This is a genomic window from Kitasatospora sp. NPDC001603 (genome assembly GCF_040298365.1).
Classification (GTDB): domain Bacteria; phylum Actinomycetota; class Actinomycetes; order Streptomycetales; family Streptomycetaceae; genus Kitasatospora.
Genome location: NZ_JBEPAA010000013.1, coordinates 1 through 21,637 on the forward strand (window position 1 = coordinate 1; position 21,637 = coordinate 21,637).

General features: G+C 73.5%; 19 protein-coding genes and 1 pseudogene. 7 read left to right on the top strand and 13 right to left on the bottom strand.

From position 1 onward, the window contains the following. Nucleotides 1-145: 145 nt before the first annotated feature. The 8 genes from ABT263_RS11305 to ABT263_RS11340 form a co-directional block, all read right to left on the bottom strand. Nucleotides 146-712, bottom strand: coding sequence for a hypothetical protein (locus ABT263_RS11305; protein ID WP_352290044.1), 567 nt, complete (start codon nucleotides 710-712; stop codon nucleotides 146-148). 324 nt (nucleotides 713-1,036) lie between these two features. Further along, entirely contained in the window at nucleotides 1,037-3,757 is a 2,721-nt protein-coding gene (gene lanL, locus ABT263_RS11310) for a class IV lanthionine synthetase LanL (RefSeq protein WP_352290046.1), read from the bottom strand. Between the two features lie 162 nt (nucleotides 3,758-3,919). Beyond that, nucleotides 3,920-4,087, bottom strand: coding sequence for an SflA family class IV lanthipeptide (locus tag ABT263_RS11315; RefSeq protein WP_352290048.1), 168 nt, complete (start codon nucleotides 4,085-4,087; stop codon nucleotides 3,920-3,922). Between the two features lie 353 nt (nucleotides 4,088-4,440). Continuing rightward, nucleotides 4,441-5,028, bottom strand: a complete 588-nt coding sequence (locus tag ABT263_RS11320; RefSeq protein WP_329491508.1) for a lytic polysaccharide monooxygenase auxiliary activity family 9 protein — start codon at nucleotides 5,026-5,028, stop codon at nucleotides 4,441-4,443. 272 nt (nucleotides 5,029-5,300) lie between these two features. Further along, nucleotides 5,301-5,732 (bottom strand): hypothetical protein, encoded by a 432-nt coding sequence (locus tag ABT263_RS11325; RefSeq protein WP_352290050.1) that lies wholly within the window; start codon nucleotides 5,730-5,732, stop codon nucleotides 5,301-5,303. A 333-nt stretch (nucleotides 5,733-6,065) separates the two neighbouring features. Beyond that, complete coding sequence (locus tag ABT263_RS11330; protein ID WP_352290052.1) at nucleotides 6,066-6,293, bottom strand: amphi-Trp domain-containing protein; 228 nt, start codon at nucleotides 6,291-6,293, stop codon at nucleotides 6,066-6,068. Between the two features lie 414 nt (nucleotides 6,294-6,707). Then, nucleotides 6,708-7,031 (bottom strand): plasmid stabilization protein, encoded by a 324-nt coding sequence (locus tag ABT263_RS11335; protein ID WP_352290054.1) that lies wholly within the window; start codon nucleotides 7,029-7,031, stop codon nucleotides 6,708-6,710. 104 nt (nucleotides 7,032-7,135) lie between these two features. Further along, on the bottom strand, nucleotides 7,136-8,041 hold the full coding sequence (locus tag ABT263_RS11340) for an immunity 49 family protein (RefSeq protein WP_352290056.1): 906 nt from the start codon (nucleotides 8,039-8,041) through the stop codon (nucleotides 7,136-7,138). Between the two features lie 251 nt (nucleotides 8,042-8,292). On the opposite strand from ABT263_RS11340, the gene ABT263_RS11345 reads away from it, so the two are divergent. Further along, a complete protein-coding gene (locus ABT263_RS11345; protein ID WP_352290058.1) occupies nucleotides 8,293-8,451 on the top strand; it encodes a hypothetical protein in 159 nt (52 codons plus the stop codon). Nucleotides 8,452-8,582: 131 nt separating this feature from the next. On the opposite strand, the gene ABT263_RS11350 is transcribed toward ABT263_RS11345, so the two are convergent. Further along, a complete protein-coding gene (locus ABT263_RS11350; RefSeq protein WP_352290060.1) occupies nucleotides 8,583-9,062 on the bottom strand; it encodes an NUDIX domain-containing protein in 480 nt (159 codons plus the stop codon). Nucleotides 9,063-9,269: 207 nt separating this feature from the next. On the opposite strand from ABT263_RS11350, the gene ABT263_RS11355 reads away from it, so the two are divergent. Further along, the gene (locus tag ABT263_RS11355; RefSeq protein WP_352290062.1) at nucleotides 9,270-10,082 is read left to right on the top strand and encodes an alpha/beta hydrolase; all 813 of its coding nucleotides are present in this window, start codon (nucleotides 9,270-9,272) and stop codon (nucleotides 10,080-10,082) included. 24 nt (nucleotides 10,083-10,106) lie between these two features. Here the strand turns inward: ABT263_RS11355 and ABT263_RS11360 are convergent, their stop codons facing one another. Continuing rightward, entirely contained in the window at nucleotides 10,107-11,426 is a 1,320-nt protein-coding gene (locus ABT263_RS11360) for a helix-turn-helix domain-containing protein (RefSeq protein WP_352290064.1), read from the bottom strand. A gap of 264 nt (nucleotides 11,427-11,690) precedes the next feature. On the opposite strand from ABT263_RS11360, the gene ABT263_RS11365 reads away from it, so the two are divergent. The 5 genes from ABT263_RS11365 to ABT263_RS11385 all read left to right on the top strand — a co-directional run bounded on the left by ABT263_RS11365 (nucleotide 11,691) and on the right by ABT263_RS11385 (nucleotide 15,381). Next, nucleotides 11,691-12,194 carry an ATP-binding protein gene (locus tag ABT263_RS11365; RefSeq protein WP_352290066.1) on the top strand — a complete coding sequence of 168 codons (504 nt, stop codon included), beginning with the start codon at nucleotides 11,691-11,693 and terminating at the stop codon, nucleotides 12,192-12,194. A gap of 143 nt (nucleotides 12,195-12,337) precedes the next feature. Beyond that, a complete protein-coding gene (locus ABT263_RS11370; RefSeq protein WP_352290068.1) occupies nucleotides 12,338-13,444 on the top strand; it encodes a radical SAM protein in 1,107 nt (368 codons plus the stop codon). A 4-nt stretch (nucleotides 13,445-13,448) separates the two neighbouring features. Then, nucleotides 13,449-13,583, top strand: a complete 135-nt coding sequence (locus ABT263_RS11375; protein ID WP_352290070.1) for a hypothetical protein — start codon at nucleotides 13,449-13,451, stop codon at nucleotides 13,581-13,583. A 68-nt stretch (nucleotides 13,584-13,651) separates the two neighbouring features. After that, nucleotides 13,652-14,449: an aminoglycoside phosphotransferase gene (locus tag ABT263_RS11380; RefSeq protein WP_352290225.1), complete on the top strand. Its 798-nt coding sequence runs from the start codon at nucleotides 13,652-13,654 to the stop codon at nucleotides 14,447-14,449. Between the two features lie 11 nt (nucleotides 14,450-14,460). Beyond that, nucleotides 14,461-15,381 carry a phosphotransferase family protein gene (locus ABT263_RS11385; RefSeq protein ID WP_352290072.1) on the top strand — a complete coding sequence of 307 codons (921 nt, stop codon included), beginning with the start codon at nucleotides 14,461-14,463 and terminating at the stop codon, nucleotides 15,379-15,381. Between the two features lie 290 nt (nucleotides 15,382-15,671). Here ABT263_RS11385 and ltrA read toward each other — a convergent pair whose 3' ends face one another. The 3 genes and pseudogenes from ltrA to lanL (ABT263_RS11400) all read right to left on the bottom strand — a co-directional run bounded on the left by ltrA (nucleotide 15,672) and on the right by lanL (ABT263_RS11400) (nucleotide 21,487). Next, nucleotides 15,672-17,195, bottom strand: coding sequence for a group II intron reverse transcriptase/maturase (ltrA, locus tag ABT263_RS11390; protein ID WP_352290074.1), 1,524 nt, complete (start codon nucleotides 17,193-17,195; stop codon nucleotides 15,672-15,674). Nucleotides 17,196-17,785: 590 nt separating this feature from the next. Continuing rightward, nucleotides 17,786-18,121 (bottom strand): annotated as a pseudogene (locus ABT263_RS11395) (transposase); the annotation flags it as partial. Between the two features lie 525 nt (nucleotides 18,122-18,646). Next, nucleotides 18,647-21,487 carry a class IV lanthionine synthetase LanL gene (lanL, locus tag ABT263_RS11400; RefSeq protein WP_352290076.1) on the bottom strand — a complete coding sequence of 947 codons (2,841 nt, stop codon included), beginning with the start codon at nucleotides 21,485-21,487 and terminating at the stop codon, nucleotides 18,647-18,649. Nucleotides 21,488-21,637 lie beyond the last annotated feature (150 nt).

The following is a 21,637-nucleotide window of genomic DNA, read 5'->3' on the forward strand; positions in this document are numbered from 1 at the left end:
GCCCGGGGTGGGGGGCGGGCGGCCCGCCGCGGACGGGCCGGCCCCCGCCCCGCGGCCGCGCTGGGCCGTGAGCGGGCGCCGGGCGACGGGGGACCCGTCGGGAGCGGCTGCCGCCGCGGAGCCGTCGGAGTGCCCGGAACCGTCGTCAGCCGCGCGCACCGGCCCGGCGGCGCAGCAGGGCGAAGCCCAGCGCGCCCGCCCCGACGGCGGCCGCGGCGCTGCCGCCGACGAGCTTGGTGCCGGCGTCGTCGAGGGCCCCGCTGCCGTCGCCGGCCTGGGCGGCGCCCTGAGGCACCGACTTGACCTGCGGCTGGTCGGCGCGGGAGTTGTCCTGCGGGACGGGGCCGCGGCTGGGCTGCGCCGCGCCGCTGGGGGTGACGGTCGGCGCGGCGGGGGCGGCCGGGGCGGGCTGGGCGCCCTTGGCGGACGGCGCGGCCGGGGCGGGCTGGGCACCGTTGGCGGCCGCCGGCTGGGAGACGGCCGGGGCGGGACGCGCGGGCTGGCCGGGCTTGGCGGCGGGTGCCGAGGGCGCCGCGGCCGGCTGGTCGGGGTGGTCGACGGCCGGGGCGGTCGGGGACGGGGTCCGGACCCCGTCGGCCCAGGCCTGGCCGCCGGAGACGGTGGCGAACAGGGCCGCCCCCGCGATCGTGCAGCCCGCCAGGGCCCGACGGGCGGTCGAGTTGGTGGTGCGGGTGGAGCGGTGCTTCGACATACGGGCGTCTCTCCTTGTCGCGGTGCGCCCACCGTGCGGTCGGCGCGTCCCGACCGACAGTAGGAGGGCCTTGTCGCGGTCCCCGGGAGGTCGTGTCACGGCTGTCCATCGGCTGGGTAACAGCCGGCCGTGACTGTTGCACGGCGTGGTGCGCGCAAGGGTTGCGGACGGCGGGCGGAGCTCCGGCGGGGTGGGTACGGGTCCAACCCGAGGGGGGTTCCGGGGTGCCCCGGCGGGCCGGTGGCGGGGCTGGTGCCGAGTACTGAAGGAGCGGTCCGGACCGGGACCGGCACAGGCCCTGTCGCCCCTACGGCGCCCGGGAGTTCAGGGCTGGAGCAGCATGCCGAGCCGGGGGCCGCCCCGGCGGTGGAGCCGGCGCAGGAAGGAGAGCACACCGCTGGTGCCGACCGCCCAGGCGGCGGACTCGACGGTGGGACCGGTGGCCGGGAACACCGGTCGGCCCGCGCGGCCGCCGCTGCGGGCCAGGACCAGCCCGGCGATCTCCTCGGCGGCCTCCCAGTGCCGCTCGTCCCCGGTGGCCAGCGCCAGGTCGATCAGCAACTCCCCGGCGCCCGCGAGCCCGCAGCACTGGACGACGGGTGCCGTCCTCGGGGCCGACTCGCGACAGGCCCGGGCGGCGTCGGCGGCCCGGGTGAGGAACTCGTCCGCGCCGTAGTACCGGCCCGCCTGGACGAGCGTCGTGCCGATGCCGGCCAGACCCCGGCACCAGGACCCGTACCGGCGGGTGGCCCCGGGCCGGCCGGCGGCCACCACGAGCCGGGGGACGTCCTCGGCGAGCGCGTCCACCAGACGGCGCGCCGCGGCGGCAGCCTCGACGTCTTCGGTGCTGTGGGCGCTCTGGGCGAGGTCAAGGTGGCTGGCCGGAAGGGTGGTTGTGGCAGTCGTGCCGGACGCGGCGGACAGGCCGAGGAGGAAGTGGGCGACTCCGGCGCGGCCGTGCGCGAAGCCCTCTTCGAGTGCGGCGGTACCCGGGTTCGGCGTCTCCCGGGGCCCGTCGGCCCGGCCGTCGGTGAGCAGCCGGGCGCAGGCCCGGGCCGTCGCGAGGTGCTGCTCGGCCTCGGCTTCGCGACCCGCGGCGCGCGCTCGCCCGGCCAGCAGCAGCCGGCCGGTTCCGAGGCCGGCCGCGCCGGAGATCTGGTCCGTGGAGCGGACGTCACCCGGACCGGGATCGGTGCCGAGCGGCTCCTCGGTGCCCAGCATGTCGGCCGCCCGGGCGAGGAAGAGGTCGACCCCGGTGCGGCCCTCGTACAGGCCGGGGCCGAGCCGGTCGATCGCGGAGTGTGCCGCCGTCCACCGGGCCAGCGCGGCGGCGGCCGCCCGGGCGTCGGGGCGGTCGGCGTGCTGCAGCAGTTCGAGACCGAGCCCGGCGCTGCCGTCGTAGAAGGAGAGCAGGGCGCGCGGCTCCCTGCTCCGCGCATCGGCGGTGACCAGCTCGCCGGCCAGCCGCACGCAGGTGGTGACGGTGTGGTCGACGACCTCGCCGAGCAGTCCGGCGGTCACCCGGGGCGGACGCGGCGGCGCGGGAACGCGCCGAGCGCGGTCGCTGCGCTCGCCCACGGTGCCCGCAAGGCCCGTGCCGGGCGGCGCGGCGTGGTGGCGCAGGGCGTCCGCGGCCGCCGCTCGCTCCGCCGGGTCGAAGCCGAGCAGGCCCGCGACCAGCGAGACCGCCGGGTGCTGCGGGTCGGGCAGCGCACCGGCCAGGCAGGCCAGCGTGCGGTCGCGGTTGGTGGCCCGGTCCGGGTCGATCACCACCGGGTCGAGACCGGTGGCCGCGTAGTGCAGCGTCGTCCCCAACGCGTAGTAGTCGTCGGTGGGGTGGGCGGTCGTGGTCGCCGGGCCGGGCAGTCCGTACCCCCGGGTCGTCCCGGCCGGCCGTTCGCCGTCGAGGGAGCTGATGCCGAAGTCGACCAGCGCGCACCCGCCCGCCGCGTCGAGCACCACGTTGGCCGGCTTCAGATCGCACATCACCACGCCGCGCGCGTGCACCGCGTCCAGTGCCCGGAGCAGTCCGCGCGCCAGCGACCACCAGTCGCGGCCCGGCCCGTGCGTGCCGCCGGGCCCGGCGGCACGGGCCTCGTAGGGGCCGCCTTCGAGCACGTCGCGACGCAGGTCGCGCCGGCCGCAGGCGCTGCTCACCAGGTACTCGTCCTCGCCGTGCCGGACGTAGTCGACCAGGCGCGGTACTCCGCCCACGCCCGCCAGTGCGGTCAGGACCCGCCGCTCGTGCCGGAGCCTGCCCCGCGCGTCGATGCCGGCGGCGTCCTCGGCGACGAAGGCGCGGGCCTGCTTCACCACCACCTCGCGGCCGGTGACCACGTCGACCGCCCGGTACACATGGCCGCCCGGTGCGCGGGTGATGCCGGCGGTGATCCGGTAGCGGCCGCCGTCGCCGATCCGGGTGCTCGTCGGTCGCGGGGCGGTGTGCGGTGCGAACGGGTCGCTCACCCAGGGTGGTTGGCGATAGTGGGGGGCCGCCGGGGCGGGAAAGGTCTCGCCGGCCGGGCCGGTCATGACGAGCGTCGAGTCCTCGGCGGCGACCCGGAACAGGCCGTACCGGTAGTAGACCGGGGCGTCGGCCCGCAACTGCCGGTCACTGGGCACCCGGGGGCCGGTCCAGCCCGTCAGCGCGTTCGCCAACTCGTCCGCGAGGGCGGCCTCTTCGCCCGGGCACGGGTAGACCGTGACGGCCTTGCCCACGGCGGCCGGGTCGCGCAGTCCGGTGTTCAGCTCGCGCAGCACGGCGGTGCCGGCGGCGAACTTGGCGTCGCAGGTGCGCCGCAGCAGGATCGGGACCACCACGTCCAGCAGGTGCGGGAACCGGTCGGGGCGGGCCGACACATGGAGCTTCCAGCCGTGCGGGAGCGCCGGCATGTCGGGGTCGTGCAGATACAACCAGTCGTCGGCGCCGTGCAGTTGGCGGCGCGATCCCGGGGCGGCCGCGACCAGGGCGGCGATCCGGGCCCGCAGCGCCCCGGCGGTGCCGGGGTCCGGCCGCGCGCCGGTGGGTGCTGCTGCTGACGGCACGAGTCCACCACGTCCCGGGGTCCGGTCGCACGGGTACCCCGCCGGGTTGTCGGCGGGCAGGTGCGAGAAGGTACGGCGTGCGAGCCGGTGCGGTGGCCTGCGGGCTTGCGGCGCACGGCAGTTCGGGCGGCGCCCGCCCGCAGGCCGGGTGTCCGGCGAGGGTCAGGCGTCCACCGCGCAGTCGAAGCGGGTGGGGACGTAGGTGACGAACGGGTCGTCGAGACAGGCCGCCGGGGCGAGGTCGGCGTCGAACTCGTCCTCGAACGCGATCACCTCGTCGTCGATGTCCAGTAGGCCGGCGTCGCGGATGTCCAGTACCAGTGCACTCATGGGTGGTTCCTCCCATTCACCTTGGCTGATTCCCGTGCGGGCCGCCCATGCTAGCCATTCGTTCGGGCCCGCCATAGAGGTGCGACGGCGCAGATGTTCGACCCTTTCGGACCGTCGGGCCGCGCTGCTTCGCACCCGTCCCAGTGGCACCACCGGCACCCCGGGTGCCCGCCGGTTCGGCACGGCGGGGGCGAGGTCGGGGGCGGTTCGCGCACACGGTCCCGGCCCGTCGCCCCGCCCCGGGTCGCCCCGCCCCGGTGCACTCCGCCGTGCGGCGGAGTGCACCGGGCCGGGTCTCGGACAGCTGTGCCGGGCAGGGGGCCGACGGGCGTCGGTGCGGCACTGGCGTCAGGTCAGAACTTGACGTCGGTGCAGGAGTAGAACGAGTTGTTGGTGTCGGCGATCTCCCAGACCGCCACGACGACCTGGTGGCCGGTGCGGCCGCTGGGAAGGGTCCCGGTGTGGGTGGTCGTGGCGGCGGGCTGGCGCCCGTTGTAGTTGACGGTCAGGAACGGGGTCAGGTCCAGGTTGGCCCGGGTGATCTTCTGGGTCGCGTCGTAACCGGGCTTGGTGAGGTAGTACTTGAACGTGGTGGTGGCGTGCCGGGCCTCGATGTTCCAGGTGAAGGTGAGCTGCTGGCCCGCCGTCACGTTGGTGGTCGGCCAGTTGCCGTTGCGCGGGGCGTCGAGCGGCGCCCAGCGCGGGTCGGCGCCGGCGCAGATGGTGCCGTCGGCCGGTCCGCGGCTGGGGAAGCCCTTCGGGCCCTCGACGCTCTGGGGCTCCCACTGGATGTCGCCGCAGTTGGTGACGACGCCCGCGCCGCACAGGGCCGCCCGGCTGGGCGGCAGGTTGATGAAGCCGTGCGACTGCGCCGGCAGGGCCAGCGTGAGCGGCAGCGCGACCGCGGCCGCGGCCACGACGGCGAGATGACGTTTGCGCATGGTGCTCCTCCGTGGGGGTGGATGGAGTGTGCGCCCGACGCAGGGCGCGCGCGTGGGGGTGCGGCGGCCGTCGATCTCTTGGCATGCCTGCGCCAGGTCGGTGTGGTCCCCACCGTAGGAGTTGTGGCCCCGGGCCGTCAATGGTCTGAACCATTCGCCGTCATGAACGCCCTTTCCCCAGAGGGGCGTTCGTCATTCCTGCGCGGCGACGGGGTGGCCGGCCGGTATGTTCGGGAGCGGTCCGGCGGTCCGGCGGGAGCGCGGTGCGGTCCTCAGTCGTCGCCGGCGGTCTCCGCCAGGGCCCGACGGAGGGCGGTGGGGGTCCACTGCGCGTCGGCCCCCGGGCGGGTGCCGAGGTAGTCGGCGATCCGTCCGAGGTCCCAGCCGTGGGCCTGGACCAGTCCGGCGGCGATGGTGCGCAGATAGGCGGCGCGGGGTGCCCGCAGGTCGGCGTCGGCCAGGCCGCCGGAGGCGGTGAGGGTCAGCACGGGGGTGTGGTCGAGGGAGCCGGGGCACACCAGCGTCCCGTAGCGGCCGGGCCACAGCCGGTCCCGCCCGGTGCGCAGGGCGGTGGCCGGCGAGAGGTCGGCCCCCGGCGGCCGGTGCCTCTCCTGGGCGGCGATGTCGCTGAACTGCCCGGTGGTCAGCAGATACGCGCGCGGGCACCACGCCGGGGCGGTCCGGGTCGTAGAAGGCCGTGCCACCGCCCCAGACCGTCGACTCCAGCGCGAAGTACAGCTGCCCGGGGAGCGTCACCGGCACGGCCCGCTCCGGCGGCCGCCCGTCGCGGCAGCCGGGGTACGTCCGGGCGCCACCCGCCGGCCGGCCGCCGCGAAGGTAGCAGGCCAGCCGCTCGGCGCACATGTTCGAGCCGTACGCGGCGTACCAGACGTGGTCGGGTTCGCCGCCGGCCGCCGCGGCGCCCGCCGGGCGGAGCCGCCACCGTGCCACGACGTCGCTGCTCCCGGTCGCGCGCCCGGCGGCGACCGGCCGGAAGCCGGGCCGGGGCAGGCCCGGGGTGGCGCCGTCGGGTCGGCCTACTCGGTCCGCCACTTGAGCTCGACCTCAAGCTCGATCTGCCCGTCCTCGACCTCGACCTCGATCTCGATCTGGAGTTCGTCGGGGACGCGCACGGTCAGTGTGCCGGGGCCGAGGTCCAGCTCGGCGCTGGTGCCGTGCCGCAGCGCGTCCGCGAGCGCGGTGAGCCGGTCGGCCGCTTCGAGCCGGGTCAGCGAGGCCTTCTGCTCGAACTTGAGCTCACTCACGGAGGCCTCCAAACCCGGGGGACGGCGGATACGTCCAGTGTGACCCCGCCGCCCGGCCGCCGCCCGGGCAGTCCGGTCGGGCCGGCCGCCACCGGTCGCTCTCCGCGGTCCCGTGCCTCCCGGGCGTGACCCCGGACCGCCCGCGATCGGCCCGCCCAGACCTGTCACCCGGGCGGCTCACGCCCTGGCGGGTCCGAATCGCGGCGGGGGTGCCGGATCCGGGTCCGGGAACGGTGGGACGGGGGGAGGCACGGGTACGGGTTCCTCGCCCGGATGGCGTGGCCCGGGGGCCGGGTGCGGGAACGGCTCGGTGTCCGGGTCCGGGGGTGTCGGTCTGGTCATCACGGTCACCTCTCGCTTCGGGGGTGCGGCGGGGTGCGGCGGGTCTCGTTCCGGGGTGTGCGGCGGGCGGAGTCAGCGGCCGAGCGCGTGCTCCAGCTCCCGCTTGTTCATCTTCGAACGGCCCTTGATGTTGCGGTGCCTGGCCTCGTTGTACAGCTGGTCGTAGGTGCGGCCCCCGGCGCCCTCGTGGGACCGCAGTCCGCCCCGCCGGCCGGAGGAGATGTCGTGGGTGGAACTCCGGCTGGCGGTCCGCGCCTCGCCGTGTCTGGCCCGCTCCTTGTTGACCGTCCGGGCGGCGATCTCCTCCGCCACGTCCTCGCTCTCGCCGCGCTCCAGCACGCTCTCCTTGATGTGCTCGTACTGGCGCTCCCGCTTGGGGCTCGATCCTCGGGGCATCGCGGTTCTCCTCTCCTGTCGGCGCGCGCCTACCCGGTCGCCGCTCGGCGAACCGGCGGAAGGCGCGGGAGTTCCCGCCGGCCCGTATCGCGCGTCTGGCAGGGCTACTCCTGCGGGTCGGCCAGCAGGCCCTCCGGCAGGTAGCCGGAGCGGGTCTCCAGCTGCCAGCCGTGCGCCCGGACGGCGAGGGCGGCGAGGGCGACGGTCTCGACCGGCAGCAGGGTCCTCGGCTCCGGGTCCGGTCCCACGCCGTCCCGGTGGAGGCGGAGACGCTCGGTCAGGGCGTGCTCGAAGGCGGCCCGGTCGTCGTCCAGGAGCACGCGGAGCAGCCGCTGGTCCGGGGTGAGGGCACCGGCCGCGTCCAGCCGCCGGGCGGCCTCTGCGCGGGCCCGCGCGTCGGGCTTGGTGATCGGCTCCGGGGCGACCCGCATCGCGGGCCAGGTGCCGACCATGTCGGCGAGGTACCCGCACAGCGCGTCCATCGCGGCGAGGTCGCCGGGGTCCGACACCGACTCCAGCGGCGAGTACGGCACCCCGTCGCGGATCGCGGGCGCGTAGTCGTCCTTGAGCAGGGGGCCGACCACCCGCTCCGGCCGGTGGAGCAGGTCCGTGGTCACGCAGAGCGCGAAGGTGTCGAGCCAGGTGCGCGCCGTGGACACGTCGTCCACCGCGTCGCCGAAGGCGAAGTCCCCGCTGTCGAGGGTCTCGTCGTTGAGCGGGAAGTAGACCTCGAAGTCGCCGTTCGGGAAGCTGCCGAGCGCCAATGCCCCGAGCGCGCACTCGGCGGCCGCCCGCAGGGCGTTCCGGCCGGACGGACCGGTCAGCGCGGGGTCCGTCAGGGTGCGGGCGCCGACGTGGTCGAGGAGTTCGCCCTGCAGCCGGCTCAGGCCCCGGATGGACAGCGAGTCGTAGCGGAGCGAGTGCCAGCGGTTGAACGACTGTCCGCGGATGTCGTCGAGGGCCCGGGCGATGCGGTCCTCGCCGACCTTGTGGCACGTCACTTCCTGCACGACTACTGCCTTTCCTGTGATCATTTCGGCTGGCCGCCCGACGCTACCAGGGCGGTTGCCGCCCGGCCGACCCGCCCCGGATGGGCCGGACCCACCGGGGCGGGGAGCGTCACCGCCCCCGCCGCGGGGGCCGGTTCACCGCCGGATCCGCCCGCGCCGCACCCCGCCGCGGGACGGTCGCGCGGGGCCGCCCCGGCCGTCGGCGGGCGGGCGGGCACCGGGCGGGCCCCGGGACTGGCAGACTGGTGATCGTGACCGCCGACTTGCGCCCCTTGTGGCAGCCCTTCTCCGAGCCTTCCGCGACCGTTCCCGTCCAGACGGACCGCCACCACCTGCAGCCCGTGGAGCGCGCGCCGTTCCTGGAACCCGCCGGGGTGGCCGACCAGGAGGAGCAGTTCCCCGAGGCCTGAGGCCGCCCGCACGACTCCCGGCGGCCGAACCCCGCCCCCACCCTCACCACCCTCACCGCGACCGCGATTCCTGCCGTCGCTCCATCCGTCGTCGCTCCGCCCCGTGGCGCTTCGCCCCGGTGCGGGTCGACTCATGCGTCGGGCCACCGTCGCGCGCCACCGCCCCGCGGATCCTGCCGGGCGGCCGCCGCCGATGCGCGGCCACCCGCCGTCGCGGGCGTCCCCTGCGCGGGCGGCGCGGGGACGCCCGCCCTGAGATGGACGATGCCGCCGTCCTCCAGCGCGCGCAGCGCGGCGGTCAGCCGCGCGGCCAGGTGCCGGGGCAGCCGCCGCGCCGCCTCCCCCGGATCGAGCCAGGAGGCGGCGCGGATCTCCCCGTCGGCGAACCGCAGCGCGCCCGCCTGCGCGGCCGTGAGCGGCGCCGCGTCGTACAGGAAGCAGGTGACGGCCCGGCCGTGCCCGGTGGCCGTCGCGGGCGCGGTGTCCACCACCACCAGGAGCCGTCCGACCGGGAGGTCCAGCGCCAGCTCCTCCCGCAGCTCGCGGGCGGCGGCCTGCTCGGGGGACTCGCAGGCCTCGACCATGCCGCCCGGCTTATGAACAGTTCGCATGTCTCAGTGACCTTCCTGTCTCAGCGAATGACCTGGTGCGCAGGGTGGACCTGGCGGTGGCGTCGAAGGCGGATGGTGTCTCAGTTGGGGCGCAAGATTTTGCCGTTCCGTGATCAGAGGCGTGGCTCCGCCGCGCCTGACTCGGACTCGGTCAGCCAAACGAGCGACACTGCGATTCCCATCGGCTCGGTAACCTAGCCTTGGCTCATGGCGGACATCGAGACAGCGTTCAAGTCCCTTGACGGCACAGCTCTTTACGGAACACTCTCGCGACCTGGCGGACCGACCTCTGGCGTGGCGGTGCTGGTCCACGGCTCGGGAGTCACCCGTGAGGAGGGCGGTTTCTTCACCAGGCTGGCGGACGGTCTGGCAGTCGGCGGTGTGCCGAACCTGCGCTTCGACCTGCGCGCGCACGGTGCGAGCGAGGGCAAGGAGTCCGAGCTGACGATCGCCTCGGTGGTGAACGATGTCCGCGCGGCATGCGACCACGTCCGAAGCGAGACGGGCTGGGCGGGCCCGGTGCACGTGATCTCGGCGTCCTTCTCTGGTGGCGCCTGCGCGCTGCTCGCCGGCCACCGGCCTCAGGACGTTGACCGACTGGTACTGCTGAACCCCCGTCTGGACTACCGCGAGCGGTACACCACCTCTCGCCCCGGCTGGAGCGGCGACTACCTCTCGCCCGATGCCGCGCGGGAGTTGGACTCGCAGGGCTTCACCGAGCGCTCCCCGTTCGAGTTGGGCCGTGCCCTGCTGAACGAAGTGCTGTTGTGGGACCTGCCGGCGGTGCTGGCCGCGGTCTCCGCCCCGGTGCTGATGGTGCACGGCACCGCGGACACCTTCGTGCCGGTGGAGCTGTCGCGCCGGTGCCGGCCGCTGTTCGGCGGCGGGGCTGAGCTGGTGGAGATCGAGGGGTCGCAGCACGGGTTCGCGGTCCACGATGATCCCCAGTACCTGGATCCCCAGACGCAGGTATGGCAGCGCGAGGTCATCAAGCTGGTCAGCACCTTCGTGGCCGGCTGACTGCCGAGGTAACGAGTGGCCCATTCAGGCCGCCAGCGTGGCGAGGCGCTGGTGGAGCTCCTGCACGGCGGGGCGGTTGTGGTGGGACTTCAACTGGCTTGCGGTGCGGTGCAGTTCGGCCAGCGCCTGGCCGAAGCGGGCGCTGGCGGCCAGGTTGAGGGCGAGGAGGGCTGCGGCTGCGGCTTCGTCGGGTTCGCCGACGGCGGCCAGAGCTCCGGCGAGGTGTGCGGTGAAGAAGGCCCGGTCCCTGGGGGCGAAGGTGTCGGTGGCCAGGTGGCGCTGGAAGAGGCCGGCGGCGCGTCCGGGCTGGCCAGCTTCGCGGTAGCAGATGGCGGACTGCACCATGAGCCGTTCGGTGGTGTAGCTGTCGCCGAGCGGTCCGGTGCAGGTGGCAGGTCCGGTGACCGGGGCGGCCTGGCCGAGTGCGTCCTGGGCACGGTCCAGGATGCGGTCGATCTCCCCGATGGGGGCACCGGTCATGGCGAGTGCGCGGGCTTCCTGCTGGAGGGCTTCAGCGCGCGGGCGCGGCGGCAGGGTCCAAGGGCCGCCTGTGGCGGCGCGGGCGAGGTCGAGCATCCGGGCCGGGTCGCGGCGGTCGGTAGCTTGGGCCTGCCGTAGAAGGACGTAGGCGTGCATGGCGCCGTCGCCGGTCAACGTCGCCCATTCCTTGGACTGCTGGTGCCAATAGGCGGTTTCGTGGTCTGGGGCACCGCCGTCCTTGTGGAGCCAGGCCGCGAGCTCCGCGGCGCGGGCGCCGAGGTTCAGCAGGCTGCGGCGGACTTCGGGGCGGGCTTCGCGGGCGGTGCTGTTGATCGCGGCCAGGACGCCCAAGGTGGCGGGCAGGGCTTGGTGGGGGCCTGTGCGGCCGTCCGAGCGGGCGGCTTCGTCCAGGGCGCCGCTCAGGTGTGTGACCAGCTCGTGGTCGCTGTAGCGGCGGGCGTCGTGTGCGGCGGCGGTGAGGTGTTCTAGGGTGTCCAGGTCGAACAGCGGGACCGAGGCGGCCAGGGCGCCGCCCAGGAACGTACGGCGACGCACGTCGTCCTCCAACTCCATTGGTTCGCCGGGTGCCGCCGTGCGCCGGCCGGTGGGGCGCGGGGGACGGATGAACCCGAGGTCTTCCAGGGGTAGGCCGAACAGGGCCTGCAGGACGCGGCGGGCATCGCGGTTGGGCCAGGTGGTGACCCCGGACTCCCACCGGCGGACCTGCCGGACCGAGATCCGGGCCTGCTCGTGCATCTGCTGGGCCTTGGCGTAGTACGCCTCGGCGAAGTCTTCCTGGGTGAGCCATCCGCGCGCGATGCGGGCGGAGACCAACGTCTCGTTGGCTAGATGATGTTGGGCCACGAGGTTCCCCCGACTTCCGATCTCCACGCTACTCATAAACGCGCACCGCAAGGAACAGGACACTACCCGTGAGCGGATGTGTCCGGTGGTGTGTCCGCCGATCCGACCTCGACCTGATGCGTGATCAGCGGTGCACTGGTGGTAGCCGCCGCCGGGACCGTGACCCGATCTTCAGAATTCCGTTCCCGGCGGCGGCATCCACCCGCTTCGCCCTGGCTACCTGTTGGGCGGGCGACCGTTCAGGGCGACGAACAGGGAAGGCTCATGACCACCTTCACTACGCGCTGGTTCCTGGCATCGGCTCCAGCCTCTGTCGGCTCCGCCCGGCACCGGGCCGTCGACCAACTGCACGCTTGGGGATACCGGTTCGACCAGGACGTGGCTGGGACGTTCGCCCTCCTGGTCAGCGCGGTGCTCACCAACGCCGTCCTCCACGGCAAGGGCGACCTGCTGACCCTCGCCATGGTCGCCCGCGGACAGAAGGTCTTCGTCGAAGTCCTGGACGCCTCCAACGTCGCACCCAGCCGCCGCGAGGCCGATCCGCAGGACGAAGGCGGCCGGGGCATGTTCCTGGTCGACGCCCTCGCCTCGACCTGGGGGATCCACCCGACCGCTCGGGGCAAGGCCGTATGGCTGACCTACGCTCTGGCCGAGCAGCCAATCCCAGCCCGCGGACGCCGAAGAGCCGAGCTGCTCGCCTCGCTCATCCGCCGAGCGCGCCCGAGGATCCACATCGGCACCAGCCCGGTTCCGTCCGCCCTTCCGTGAGCCGCGTACCGGCTCGGACCAGACGGCGTCCGACGTTCGGCGGTGCCGATGCCACCGTGCAGCGATCCGAGCCGCTGGCCTCCGCACACCCGTCCCGCTGCGTGCTCTGTCATCTCGCCCGTCCGCTGTTCAAGGGAGTGTCCATGCACGACTTGATCGTTTCTCCGTTCCTGGACGGCCATGTGGCTGTCCGGCCCGGCCGGCGCGAGGGCCTACGGATCGGCGCGGGCCGGTACCGGGAACTCCTGGACGTACCGCTGCAGAGCACGGTGCCCGGATGGCTGGCGGAGGCGGCCCGCAACGCCTGGGGCGTGGCCCTGGACGGGCGGCCGCTCGACAGGACGATCCTGGTCCGGCAGCACGCCGAGCTCGGCTACGGCCGTGCGTCGTGGGAGATCAACAAGGGCTGCGACTACGACTGCGAGCACTGCTACCTGGGCCTGAAGAACTTCGAGGGCCTGGCCTGGGACGACAAGGTCAAGATGCTGAACGTCGTCCGGGACTCCGGCGCCCTGTGGTTCCAGATCACCGGCGGCGAGCCGCTGATCGACCGCGACTTCCCCGCCGCCTACCAGTACGCGAACGAGCTCGGGCTGATGGTCTCGATCGCCAGCAACGGCAGCCAGCTGTACAAGCCGCGCATCCAGGAACTCTTCGCCCGCCACCGCCCCTACCTGATCGCGGTCAGCGTCTACGGCGCCACCGCAGCCTCCTACGACGGCATGACCCGCAACCGGGGTGCCTTCGACCGGTTCATCAAGGGTCTGGAGGCATCCCGGGACGCTGGCCTGCCCCTGAAGCTGAACATCGTGGTCTCCGAGCGCAACGCAGGAGAGATCCCCGCGATGCAAGCGCTGGCGGACCGGTACGGCTTCCCGCACCACGTCTTCACCACGATGAGCCCGACCATCGAGGGCGGCGGCGAGCGAATGGGCACCCAGGCCGCCGACTACGTCATGCCCCGCAAGCCGTTCCAGGGCTGCAACGCCGGGCACACCTTCTTCCACGCCGACCCCTGGGGGAAGGCGTCGATCTGCAAGGTCGGCCGCGACCCCCAGTTCGACCTGACGACCGACGGCGTCGACGGCCTGCGCCAGCTGGGCGCTGTCGCCGACTCCCTCCAGCTTCGCACCGGTGGATGCTCCGGCTGCACGCTGTCCGGCACCTGCTTCACCTGCCGGCCGCTGGCCAAGCTCTACCAGGAGGCGAAGGCCCCGCTCAACACCTACTGCCAGCACGGAGGGAGGTAAACCCATGCCGGTACCCGTAGCGCTTACGCTCACCGAGCGGCCCCTCGAGGACGAGGAGGTCATGTTCGTCGGCGACCTGGACGACGTCCTGGAGGTCGTCATGTGCTCCTGCTCGTCGAGTGATTCCCAGCCGTACTAGCACCTCCGGTGGTGCCCCGGCCCAGGCCGGGGCACCACCCGCCGCCTCCCTGGAGTCCAGCAGTGTCGATGGCCCGCCTCGCCTGGCACCACCTCCCGCCAGCCACCCGCGCCGCCGTGCAGGAGCACACCGGCCCCTTCCTGACCACCACCGACGCGTCCACCGGGGCGAACTCCGGCGTCGCCGTGAAAGCCATGACCGCCTCGGGCGAGGTGTTCATCAAGGGCATCCCCGTCGATCACCGCCAGGTGAAGACGCAGCTGCGCGAGGCCGCCGTGAACCCCTACCTGCCCAAGTCCTGCCCGCGGGTGCTGTGGCACGTGCAGGCCGGAGGCTGGGACCTGCTCGGCTTCGAGGTGATCGAGGGCCCCGTCGCCGACTTCTCACCCGGAAGTCCCGACCTGCCCTTGGTCGTGGACGCGCTGACCGAGCTCGCCCGCACCCCGTGCCCGGACATCCCGCTGCTGAGCTTCACGGAGCGGTACGAGGCCTACAGCGACACCCCGGAGCTGTTCGCCGGGGACGCGCTCCTGCACACCGACATGGCTCCGCACAACGTCCTGATCGACCATGCCGCCCACCTGATCGACTGGGCCTGGCCCACCCGCGGGCCGGCCTGGGCCGACCCCGCCGTGTGGGCCGTCCGCCTGATCGACGCCGGACACACCCCCCAGCAGGCCGAGCAGTGGGCATCACGCCTGCCGGCATTCCAGGTGGCCGACCCCGGTGTGCTGCTGGCCTTCGCGGAGGCCAACGCCCGGCACTGGCAGGAAGTCCAGGCTCACGAACCCGCATCCGCGTGGAAACGGCAGATGGCCGCTTCAGCTATCGCCTGGCGTGACCACCGACGCCACCCTGCCGAGTGATCGGCACACCGATGGACCCGGCACTGATCACTGGCCTCCTGAGCGAGATCACCAGTTCGACCAATGGCCCGGCGCCGGCCCGCCTTCCGCTACGCGTCTGGTCGATGTCCGGGGTCGAACGGCTGACCCACGCCGACGGCAGCACTGCGATTCTGAAGTACGCGCGCGAGCCGTTCACCCGTGAGGACCGGATTCTGCGATCCGCCGCACAGGCCGGTGTCCCGGTGCCGCGCGTACTCGGCTCGGCCCAGGGCGGCGGCCTGCTCGTGATGGTGCTCGAAGACCTGGGCGACCCGCTACGCGAGGCCGACGACAGCGAGGCCGCCACCGCCGCCGCGGTCCTGCACGCCGCCAACCCGCCGACCTGCCTACCGACGCTGGATCAGAGCGCCTTGGCAGCCCTTCCCGGCAACGCCCTGGACCACCTCCAGCGGCTGCAAGCCGCCGACCGCTGGACGGAGGGAACCGACGACCTCACCAGCTACCTGCACGCCCTCGAACGTGCTGCCGACAAGCGCGCGGCCGGTGCACACACCGCCCCGTTTGGCTGGGTCCACTCCGAGTACCACTCCTCCAGCCTGCACATCGGCCCACTCGGCCCCCGGCTGCTGGACTTCGCTCACTCCTTCGCCGGCCCGGGCCTCCTCGACATCGCCGCCTGGCAAGGACTCGCCAAAGCACAGCCACCTGATCCGGCCCGCCTGCACGCACTCATCGGCGCCTACATCGCCGCAGGCGGCCACCCGGACGCGCTCGCGCGCCGCGGCGGTCTGCCCCCGGAGCGGTGGGCACTGGGCTGGCACCGGGTCTGGGCGGTCGAATGGTTCCTCACGCAAGCCAGAACCTGGATCAACGACCCCGCCAAAGACCTGGGGTCCGTCAAGGTCGTCCGGCGCCATCTGGCAGCAGCGGTCGACCTCCTCGCGGCATGACAACCCCTGCCTGACGCTCGGTCAAAGCGAAGTGCTTGTACGACCAGGAGAACCGACCACCTGGCTGAACGCGGTCCCCGGCCCGCGTCAGCGGCCCCTGGCAATTCTCGGTACGGCTCGCGGTGCCCGAGTGTTGCCGCTGGACACCGGCCGACCGCACGCCCTTCTTCGGGAGTTGGGTCGGGGACGGGACGCCGTGCACCGTTTCGGGTGTCGGTTTTCCCGTCCCCGCCCGCCGAACCGGACGTGCCCGTTGGCCGAGCATCCGGCTCTCCACGTGATCCGGTGGATCAGGCGAGGTATTCGCTGACCTGGCCGACGAACGCCGCATCGTCGTGGCTGGTCCGGCGGAAGCGTGCTCCGTCCGGGTTGACCTCGTCGATGTTGTAGGGCGTGCTGATCTGCGCTCCGCGATAGCGGTAGCGTTCGACCCGCATCTTCGCCGGGCTGTAGAGGACGATCCCGCCCTCGGTGATGCAGTCGGCTCCAAAGAACAGCCGCCGCAGCTTCTTCCAGGTCAAACGGGGGTGCTTGCGACGTATCCAGAGGATCATCCTCCACCACGCGTAGTGGCCGAGGTAGGAGAACGTCTTCTTCGATGCGCCGTAGCGGAAGTAGGCCGCCCAGCCCCGCAGGACCGGGTTGACCGTCCGCAGCACCGCCTCCAACGAGAGCAGGGTCGTGCCCCGCTCCGTCAGTTTCTTGATCTTGTGCATCACCGATGCCAGGGCTGGCTTGGACGGGATGGTGAGCACGACGCGGCGACCGTCGCCCCGGGTCTTCGCCTGGATGTGGAAGCCGAGGAAGACGAAGCCGTCGTCTATGTGGGTGATGTGGGTCTTCTCCTCCGAGAGGGTCATCTTCAGCCTGTCGGCCAACAGCATGCCGATCTCCGTCTTGATCGCTTCCGCGTCCTCCCTCGTGCCGTGCACGAGCACGACGAAGTCATCCGCGTATCGGACCATCCGGAAGTTCGGCAGTCCCCTTCGGCGTCGGTGTTGCCGACGCCAGGCCGGGGACATCTCCTCGTCCCAGATCCGGGCGAAGTGCCGGTCCAGGACGGAGAGGTAGATGTTGGCCAGCAGCGGGGAGGCGACCCCGCCCTGCGGAGTCACGGTGAGGGTCTCCGCGAGCCCACCGTGCAGTTCGACAACCCCGGCCCGCAGGAATGCGCTGACCAGTCGCAGGACCTTGCGGTCCTTGATGCGCTCGGCCACCAGGTCCATCAGGACGTGGTGATCGACGTTGTCGAAGCAGGCCTTGATGTCGCCCTCGATGACCCATTCGTAGTTCGACGGCCTGCTGGTGAGATGGTGGATCTCGGCGATGGCATCCTGGGCCCGACGTCCTGGCCGATACCCGTAGCTGGACGGGTAGAAATCGGCCTCGAAGATCGGTTCCAGGACCAGCTTGAGCGCCATCTGCGCGACCCGGTCGCGAAGGGTCGGAATCCCCAGATAACGGACCTTGCCGTTCTTCTTGGGGATCACCGCCTGCTTGACCGGCAGCGCTTGGAACGTCCCGTCCCTGAGCGAGGAGCGGAGCTCCTCCAGGAACGGAATCACTCCCAGGCGTTCCTCGACGTGGTAGCGGGTGACCGCGTCCACGCCCGCTGTCCTGGCACCCTGGTTGCCGGACACCCGCTCCCAGGCCACCAACAGCGTGGCCCGGTCGCAGATCAAGTTGAATACATCAGCGAACCGGCGATCCGGATCGCTCCTTGCCCATCGGTGCAGCTTGAGTTGATGATCGAGTACCCGCCGCTCGGCCGCGAAAATGCTCGGCCAAACTTGCGGCGGCGCGTCGTTGTTCAACAACGTCCCTCCCCGACAGCACTCCTGCTGCCATCACGCTGTCGCCCTTCCCCATGCGGACGGCTTTCCCGTCCTCGGAGTACTACGGCGACTCCGCCACGACCCGGCATCATCGGCGAGCGTCGCGCCTGCCCGCCGCCCGGCCGGCTGCCGGGCGGGGAGGGCGATGCCAAGTCGCTTCCCACGTTCACTGAGGATCTCTGCAACGGCTTCGGTGCCCAGCTTTACCCCGGCGGCATCGCCACGGACCGCACATCGCAGTCTTGGTCCGGGCCTCCCGGCGCCCACGGGATAGAGGCGACGAGAGAGGAGAGGCCACCGGATAGAGCACTCTCCAGCACCGCGGCGCGGCCCATCCACCAGGTTCGGCAGGCCGCTGACGACTCACGGGGCTTCAAGCACTGGTTCAGTTTCCTTACACCCATTCCGTCTTCGCTTGCGGGCACGGACCGTCTGGTGGTCTCGATCCGCCCCTACGTTGTCGAGACTGCTTCCGGCCTCGCCCCCGACCTGGGGTCCAGCCTGTCTCCAGCTTCAACCGGTCACTGCGATGACCAGCGGTGGGCTCCTCCTCCCACTCGATCCTCAGCGCCTCGTGGCGCACACCCGGTGTCGTCCACGATCAGCACGCCACCGGGATCGGCCAGGTGCTCGACGACGTACCGGCGTACGTCGTCGAGCACCGCGTCCGCGTCCCAGTCGATGCGGTTCAGTAGGCGTTGGATCCGGTCCGGTCCGTCATGGCCGGCTTCCTCGGCCACGGTCCACCCGTTCTTGCGCTCCAGCGGCGCCAGCATGCCCCGCATGTAGGCCAACGCCGACTCCCGCGACTCGCTCCGCGCGAACCGGTGCCCAAACCGCTCATGCAACCCGGCCAACCCGTCTGACCACCGACGAGCATCGACCTCGGATATGTCCCCACCCATGAACAGCCCAACGAGCGAACCCAACAGTAGTCACGGTAAGCACCGTTGCAGTACTAAGTCGGCCAACCGGCAGCCCGGTTCGGGCCGTGCTCGGGCGGGACGCGCCGGAGCGCGACGGCGGCGGGGCGGCAGGGGGACTGGCGGTGGTGCGGACGCGCACGGTGCTCTCCCGGTCACATCGGAGTTCGTCGGTCCACCGATGATGGCCGGACGGCCCGCCGGTCCGGCGGCGTTTCCGGACCGCGCCACTCGAAGGTGTGGTCCCGTCCCGGCCGCCGCCCGGCCGGACCTCCCGACGGGCGCGACGGGCGCGACGGGCCGAGCGCGCCGGGCCCGCACCGCCTCCTCGACAGGGGTGTGGGCCGGCCCGGAGGCCGGCCCACACCCGAGCGGGGCGGAGAGGAGCTAGTCGGCCTGCCAGTCGGAGGACCAGCAGCTGATGATCGGGCAGATCCAGTCCGGCCAGACCGCGTCCTCCTCCAGCTCCAGGTTCTGCAGGGTCGTCACGTCCGTCGTCATGTCGAGTCACCTCCCTTCCGGGTCGAGGGGCGGCTCCCCGGCGGGGAGCCAGAGTCGGGTCCCGCCGTGCCGCAGCCGAGTCAGCAGGCCGAGCAGGCCGGACAGTCCGGTGTTGTACGCCGCGTGCACGCGGGAGAGGGTCTCGTCGGGGACGAGGAGCAGACCGTCGTGCACGACGTTGCGGGCGTGGGCGGCGGCGACCAGGTCCGCGGCCCACCGCCGGTAGCGTGGTTCGGTCAGGGCGGCCGCGAGGTCGAGCAGGAACTCGGCGTTCCCGGCCAGGCCGTGGCAGGCGGCGGGGGAGGCGCGGTGGCGCGACCGGTGCACCGCGACGGCGGCCTGCTCGGCGGCCTCGCGGTGGCGCGGGTCCCCGCCGGCCCGCCAGAGCCGGACCAGGAAGGTGCCGATGCCGGAGGCACCGCTGCACCACTGGGGAGGGTGCGTCCTGGCGCGGGCCCGCCGGTCGTCCATGGCCCAGCCGGCCGCGCCGTCCTCGACCCGGACGGCGCGCAGCAGGGTCTCGCCGGCCTGCTCGGCGGCCCGGACGAAGTCCTCGCGCCCGGTGGCCAGACCGGTCCGCAGCAGGAAGGTGGCGACGCCGGCCGCGCCGTGCCCGAAGCCGAGGTGGTGGATGCCGGCCAGCGCGGAGTCGGCGCCGGCGGGTACCGGCCAGAGCACGCCCGATCGGCCCGCGCGGGCGGCGGCGAGCAGGTGGTCGGCGGCGGTCACGGCGCCCCGGCGGAACTCCGGGTCGCCGGTGGTCAGCCAGAAGTGCAGCTGGGTCAGGCCGGCCCCGGCCACTCCGTGGCAGACGTCCGGGTTGGGCCCGTCGACGGGGATCCGGCGGGCGAGGTCCGCGGCCCGGGCGGCGAGGGCGTCGTCGTCGAGCAGGCGGGCCGCGTCCAGCAGGGCCCAGGCCGTCCCGGAGCGTCCGAAGTACAGGCCGGGCAGGCCCGGTGATGCCGGGTCGACCCGGTCGTGGGTCCACCGGGCGGCGGTGGCGACGGCGTCCCGCAGCCGCGGCCGGTCCAGGGCCCGGGCGGCCGCCACCAGGACGCCGAGCACTCCGGCGGCGCCGTGCTGGACGTTCAGCGGATCGGTCCGGGTGCCGGACTCCCCGGGGGCCCAGAGCCGTTGCCGGTCGTCCGGGGTCATGGTGCGCAGCAGCCAGGCCAACCCGTCGTCGAGCAGCCGCTGTTCGAACCCGGTGGCGGCCGGGGGGACGGGTTCGGCGGCGGCCGGGTCGAGCCCGGAGGCGGGGACGGGGGCGGGCCCGCCGCCGCGGGTGGCGAGCGGCGGGGTGTCGGGGAGGGCGCGCCGGGCCGGGTCCTCGGCCATCAGGGTCAGGACGAGCGGCCGGTACGGGTGGAGGTGCGGCCGGTCGGCGAGGGCGTGGGTGAGCAGCGCGGCCAGCCGCTCGTCCCGGCCGCGCCGGGCGGGGCGGTCCGGGGCGAGCACGGGGTCGGCGCCGGTGAGGAGGTGGAAGAGCACCGCGCCGAGGCTGAAGAGGTCCGCCTCGGGCCCCGGCGCCGGTCCGAACGGCGGCGCGGAGGCGGTCTCGGGCGCAGTGTACCCGGGGGTCTCCACCCGCCGCACCCGGTCGCCGGAGTGGGCGAGGGCTTCCAGGTCCACCAGCCGTAGGGTGCCGTCCGGGGTGACCATGACGTTGCCCGGGCTGAGGTCGCGCAGGACCAGGCCGAGCGCGTGCACCTGCCGGACCAGCGCGACCAGTTGCTCGGCGATCCGCCCGGTGGTGACGGGTCCGGTGGTGACCGGTCCGGTCGCGGTCGGCCGGTCGGCGGGCGGCTCGTCCGAGGTCCGCCCGGGGGTGGCCGGTCCGGCCGGGGTCGGCCGGGTGGTGGCCGGTTCGGTGTCCGGGCGGCCGGCCGTCCAGGCGCGCAGGTCCTGACCGGGGACGCGTTCCTGCACGAGGTAGAGGTTGCCGCCCTGGTGGACGAGGCCGAGCGCGCGCGGACAGAGCCCGTGCTCCGCCAGCCGGTCGAGCATCCGCGCCTCGTGGCGCAGCAGGTCGGTCGCGTCCGCGCCCGCCAGCGTGGCGCCGACGTGCTGCCGGGCCTCCTTGACGACGACCTCCCGGCCGGTCCGGCGGTCGGTGGCCAGGTAGATCCCGCCGCGGTAGGAGTACCGGATCGCGGAGCGCACTTCGTACCGGTCGTCGAGCAGGACACGGGAGCCGCCCGGGGAGCTGCCGCTGGGACGTGGTCGGCCGTCAGCTTCGTTTGCCGGGAACGGCGGTGGCGCCCACGGGGGCGGTGCGAAGCGGGGGAGCCTGAGGTCCCGGACGAAGCCGCCCTCGGGGGTGCGCAGCATCGTTTCGAGGAGGCCGTCGGCGGTCAGCCGCTCGTCGCGGCGGAACGCGCCGTACCGGTAGTGCACCAGGCTGTCCGGCCGGTACGGGCGGTCGGAGAGGATGCCGGGGCCGGGCAGGGCCGCGGTGGCCCGGTGCAGGGCCTCGGCCAGCCGTCGGAACTGCTCGTCGTCGACGGGGTAGACGGTGAGAAACTTGCCGCCGCCGCCCCGGTCGGCCCGGGCCGAGACCAGCTCGGCCACCCGGGCCGGCGTCGCGGCGAACTTGAACGGGGCCCGCTCGGCGGCGAGGACCCGGACGGCCCGGGCGAGGACGGTGGGTGCCGACAGCGGGGTGGCGCCCAGGTGCAGCTTCCAGCCCTGCTCGCGCGCCGGGGCGCCGTCGTGGGAGACCAGGCACCACGGGTCCTCGGCCCGGACCGTCCAGCCGTCGGCGCCGCGGCGGCGCAACTCGGCCTCGACGAGGTCGCGGTAGAGCGTCGCGTCCTGGTGGCCGGAGGCCGCGGGTACCTCGGACATCCTCGGGCCTCCCAAGCCGGAGCGGGTCGGTGCGGTACAGGTCGGTGCGGGTGCGGAGCGGGTGTGGAGCGGCTCGGGCGAGGGCGGCGGTCCGGGCCGGCCCCGCCGGGCGGTCTCGATCCTCGCGCCCGCCGGGCGGCCGGACCATGG

Coding starts and splice junctions, on each gene's coding strand:
- ABT263_RS11305 (WP_352290044.1), bottom strand. CDS start 712: ATGTCGAAGCACCGCTCCACCCGCACCACCAACTCGACCGCCCGTCGG.
- ABT263_RS11315 (WP_352290048.1), bottom strand. CDS start 4,087: ATGAGTGCACTGGTACTGGACATCCGCGACGCCGGCCTACTGGACATC.
- ABT263_RS11320 (WP_329491508.1), bottom strand. CDS start 5,028: ATGCGCAAACGTCATCTCGCCGTCGTGGCCGCGGCCGCGGTCGCGCTG.
- ABT263_RS11335 (WP_352290054.1), bottom strand. CDS start 7,031: ATGCCCCGAGGATCGAGCCCCAAGCGGGAGCGCCAGTACGAGCACATC.
- ABT263_RS11350 (WP_352290060.1), bottom strand. CDS start 9,062: ATGCGAACTGTTCATAAGCCGGGCGGCATGGTCGAGGCCTGCGAGTCC.
- ABT263_RS11355 (WP_352290062.1), top strand. CDS start 9,270: ATGGCGGACATCGAGACAGCGTTCAAGTCCCTTGACGGCACAGCTCTT.
- ABT263_RS11365 (WP_352290066.1), top strand. CDS start 11,691: ATGACCACCTTCACTACGCGCTGGTTCCTGGCATCGGCTCCAGCCTCT.
- ABT263_RS11370 (WP_352290068.1), top strand. CDS start 12,338: ATGCACGACTTGATCGTTTCTCCGTTCCTGGACGGCCATGTGGCTGTC.
- ABT263_RS11375 (WP_352290070.1), top strand. CDS start 13,449: ATGCCGGTACCCGTAGCGCTTACGCTCACCGAGCGGCCCCTCGAGGAC.
- ABT263_RS11380 (WP_352290225.1), top strand. CDS start 13,652: ATGGCCCGCCTCGCCTGGCACCACCTCCCGCCAGCCACCCGCGCCGCC.
- ABT263_RS11385 (WP_352290072.1), top strand. CDS start 14,461: ATGGACCCGGCACTGATCACTGGCCTCCTGAGCGAGATCACCAGTTCG.
- lanL (WP_352290076.1), bottom strand. CDS start 21,487: ATGTCCGAGGTACCCGCGGCCTCCGGCCACCAGGACGCGACGCTCTAC.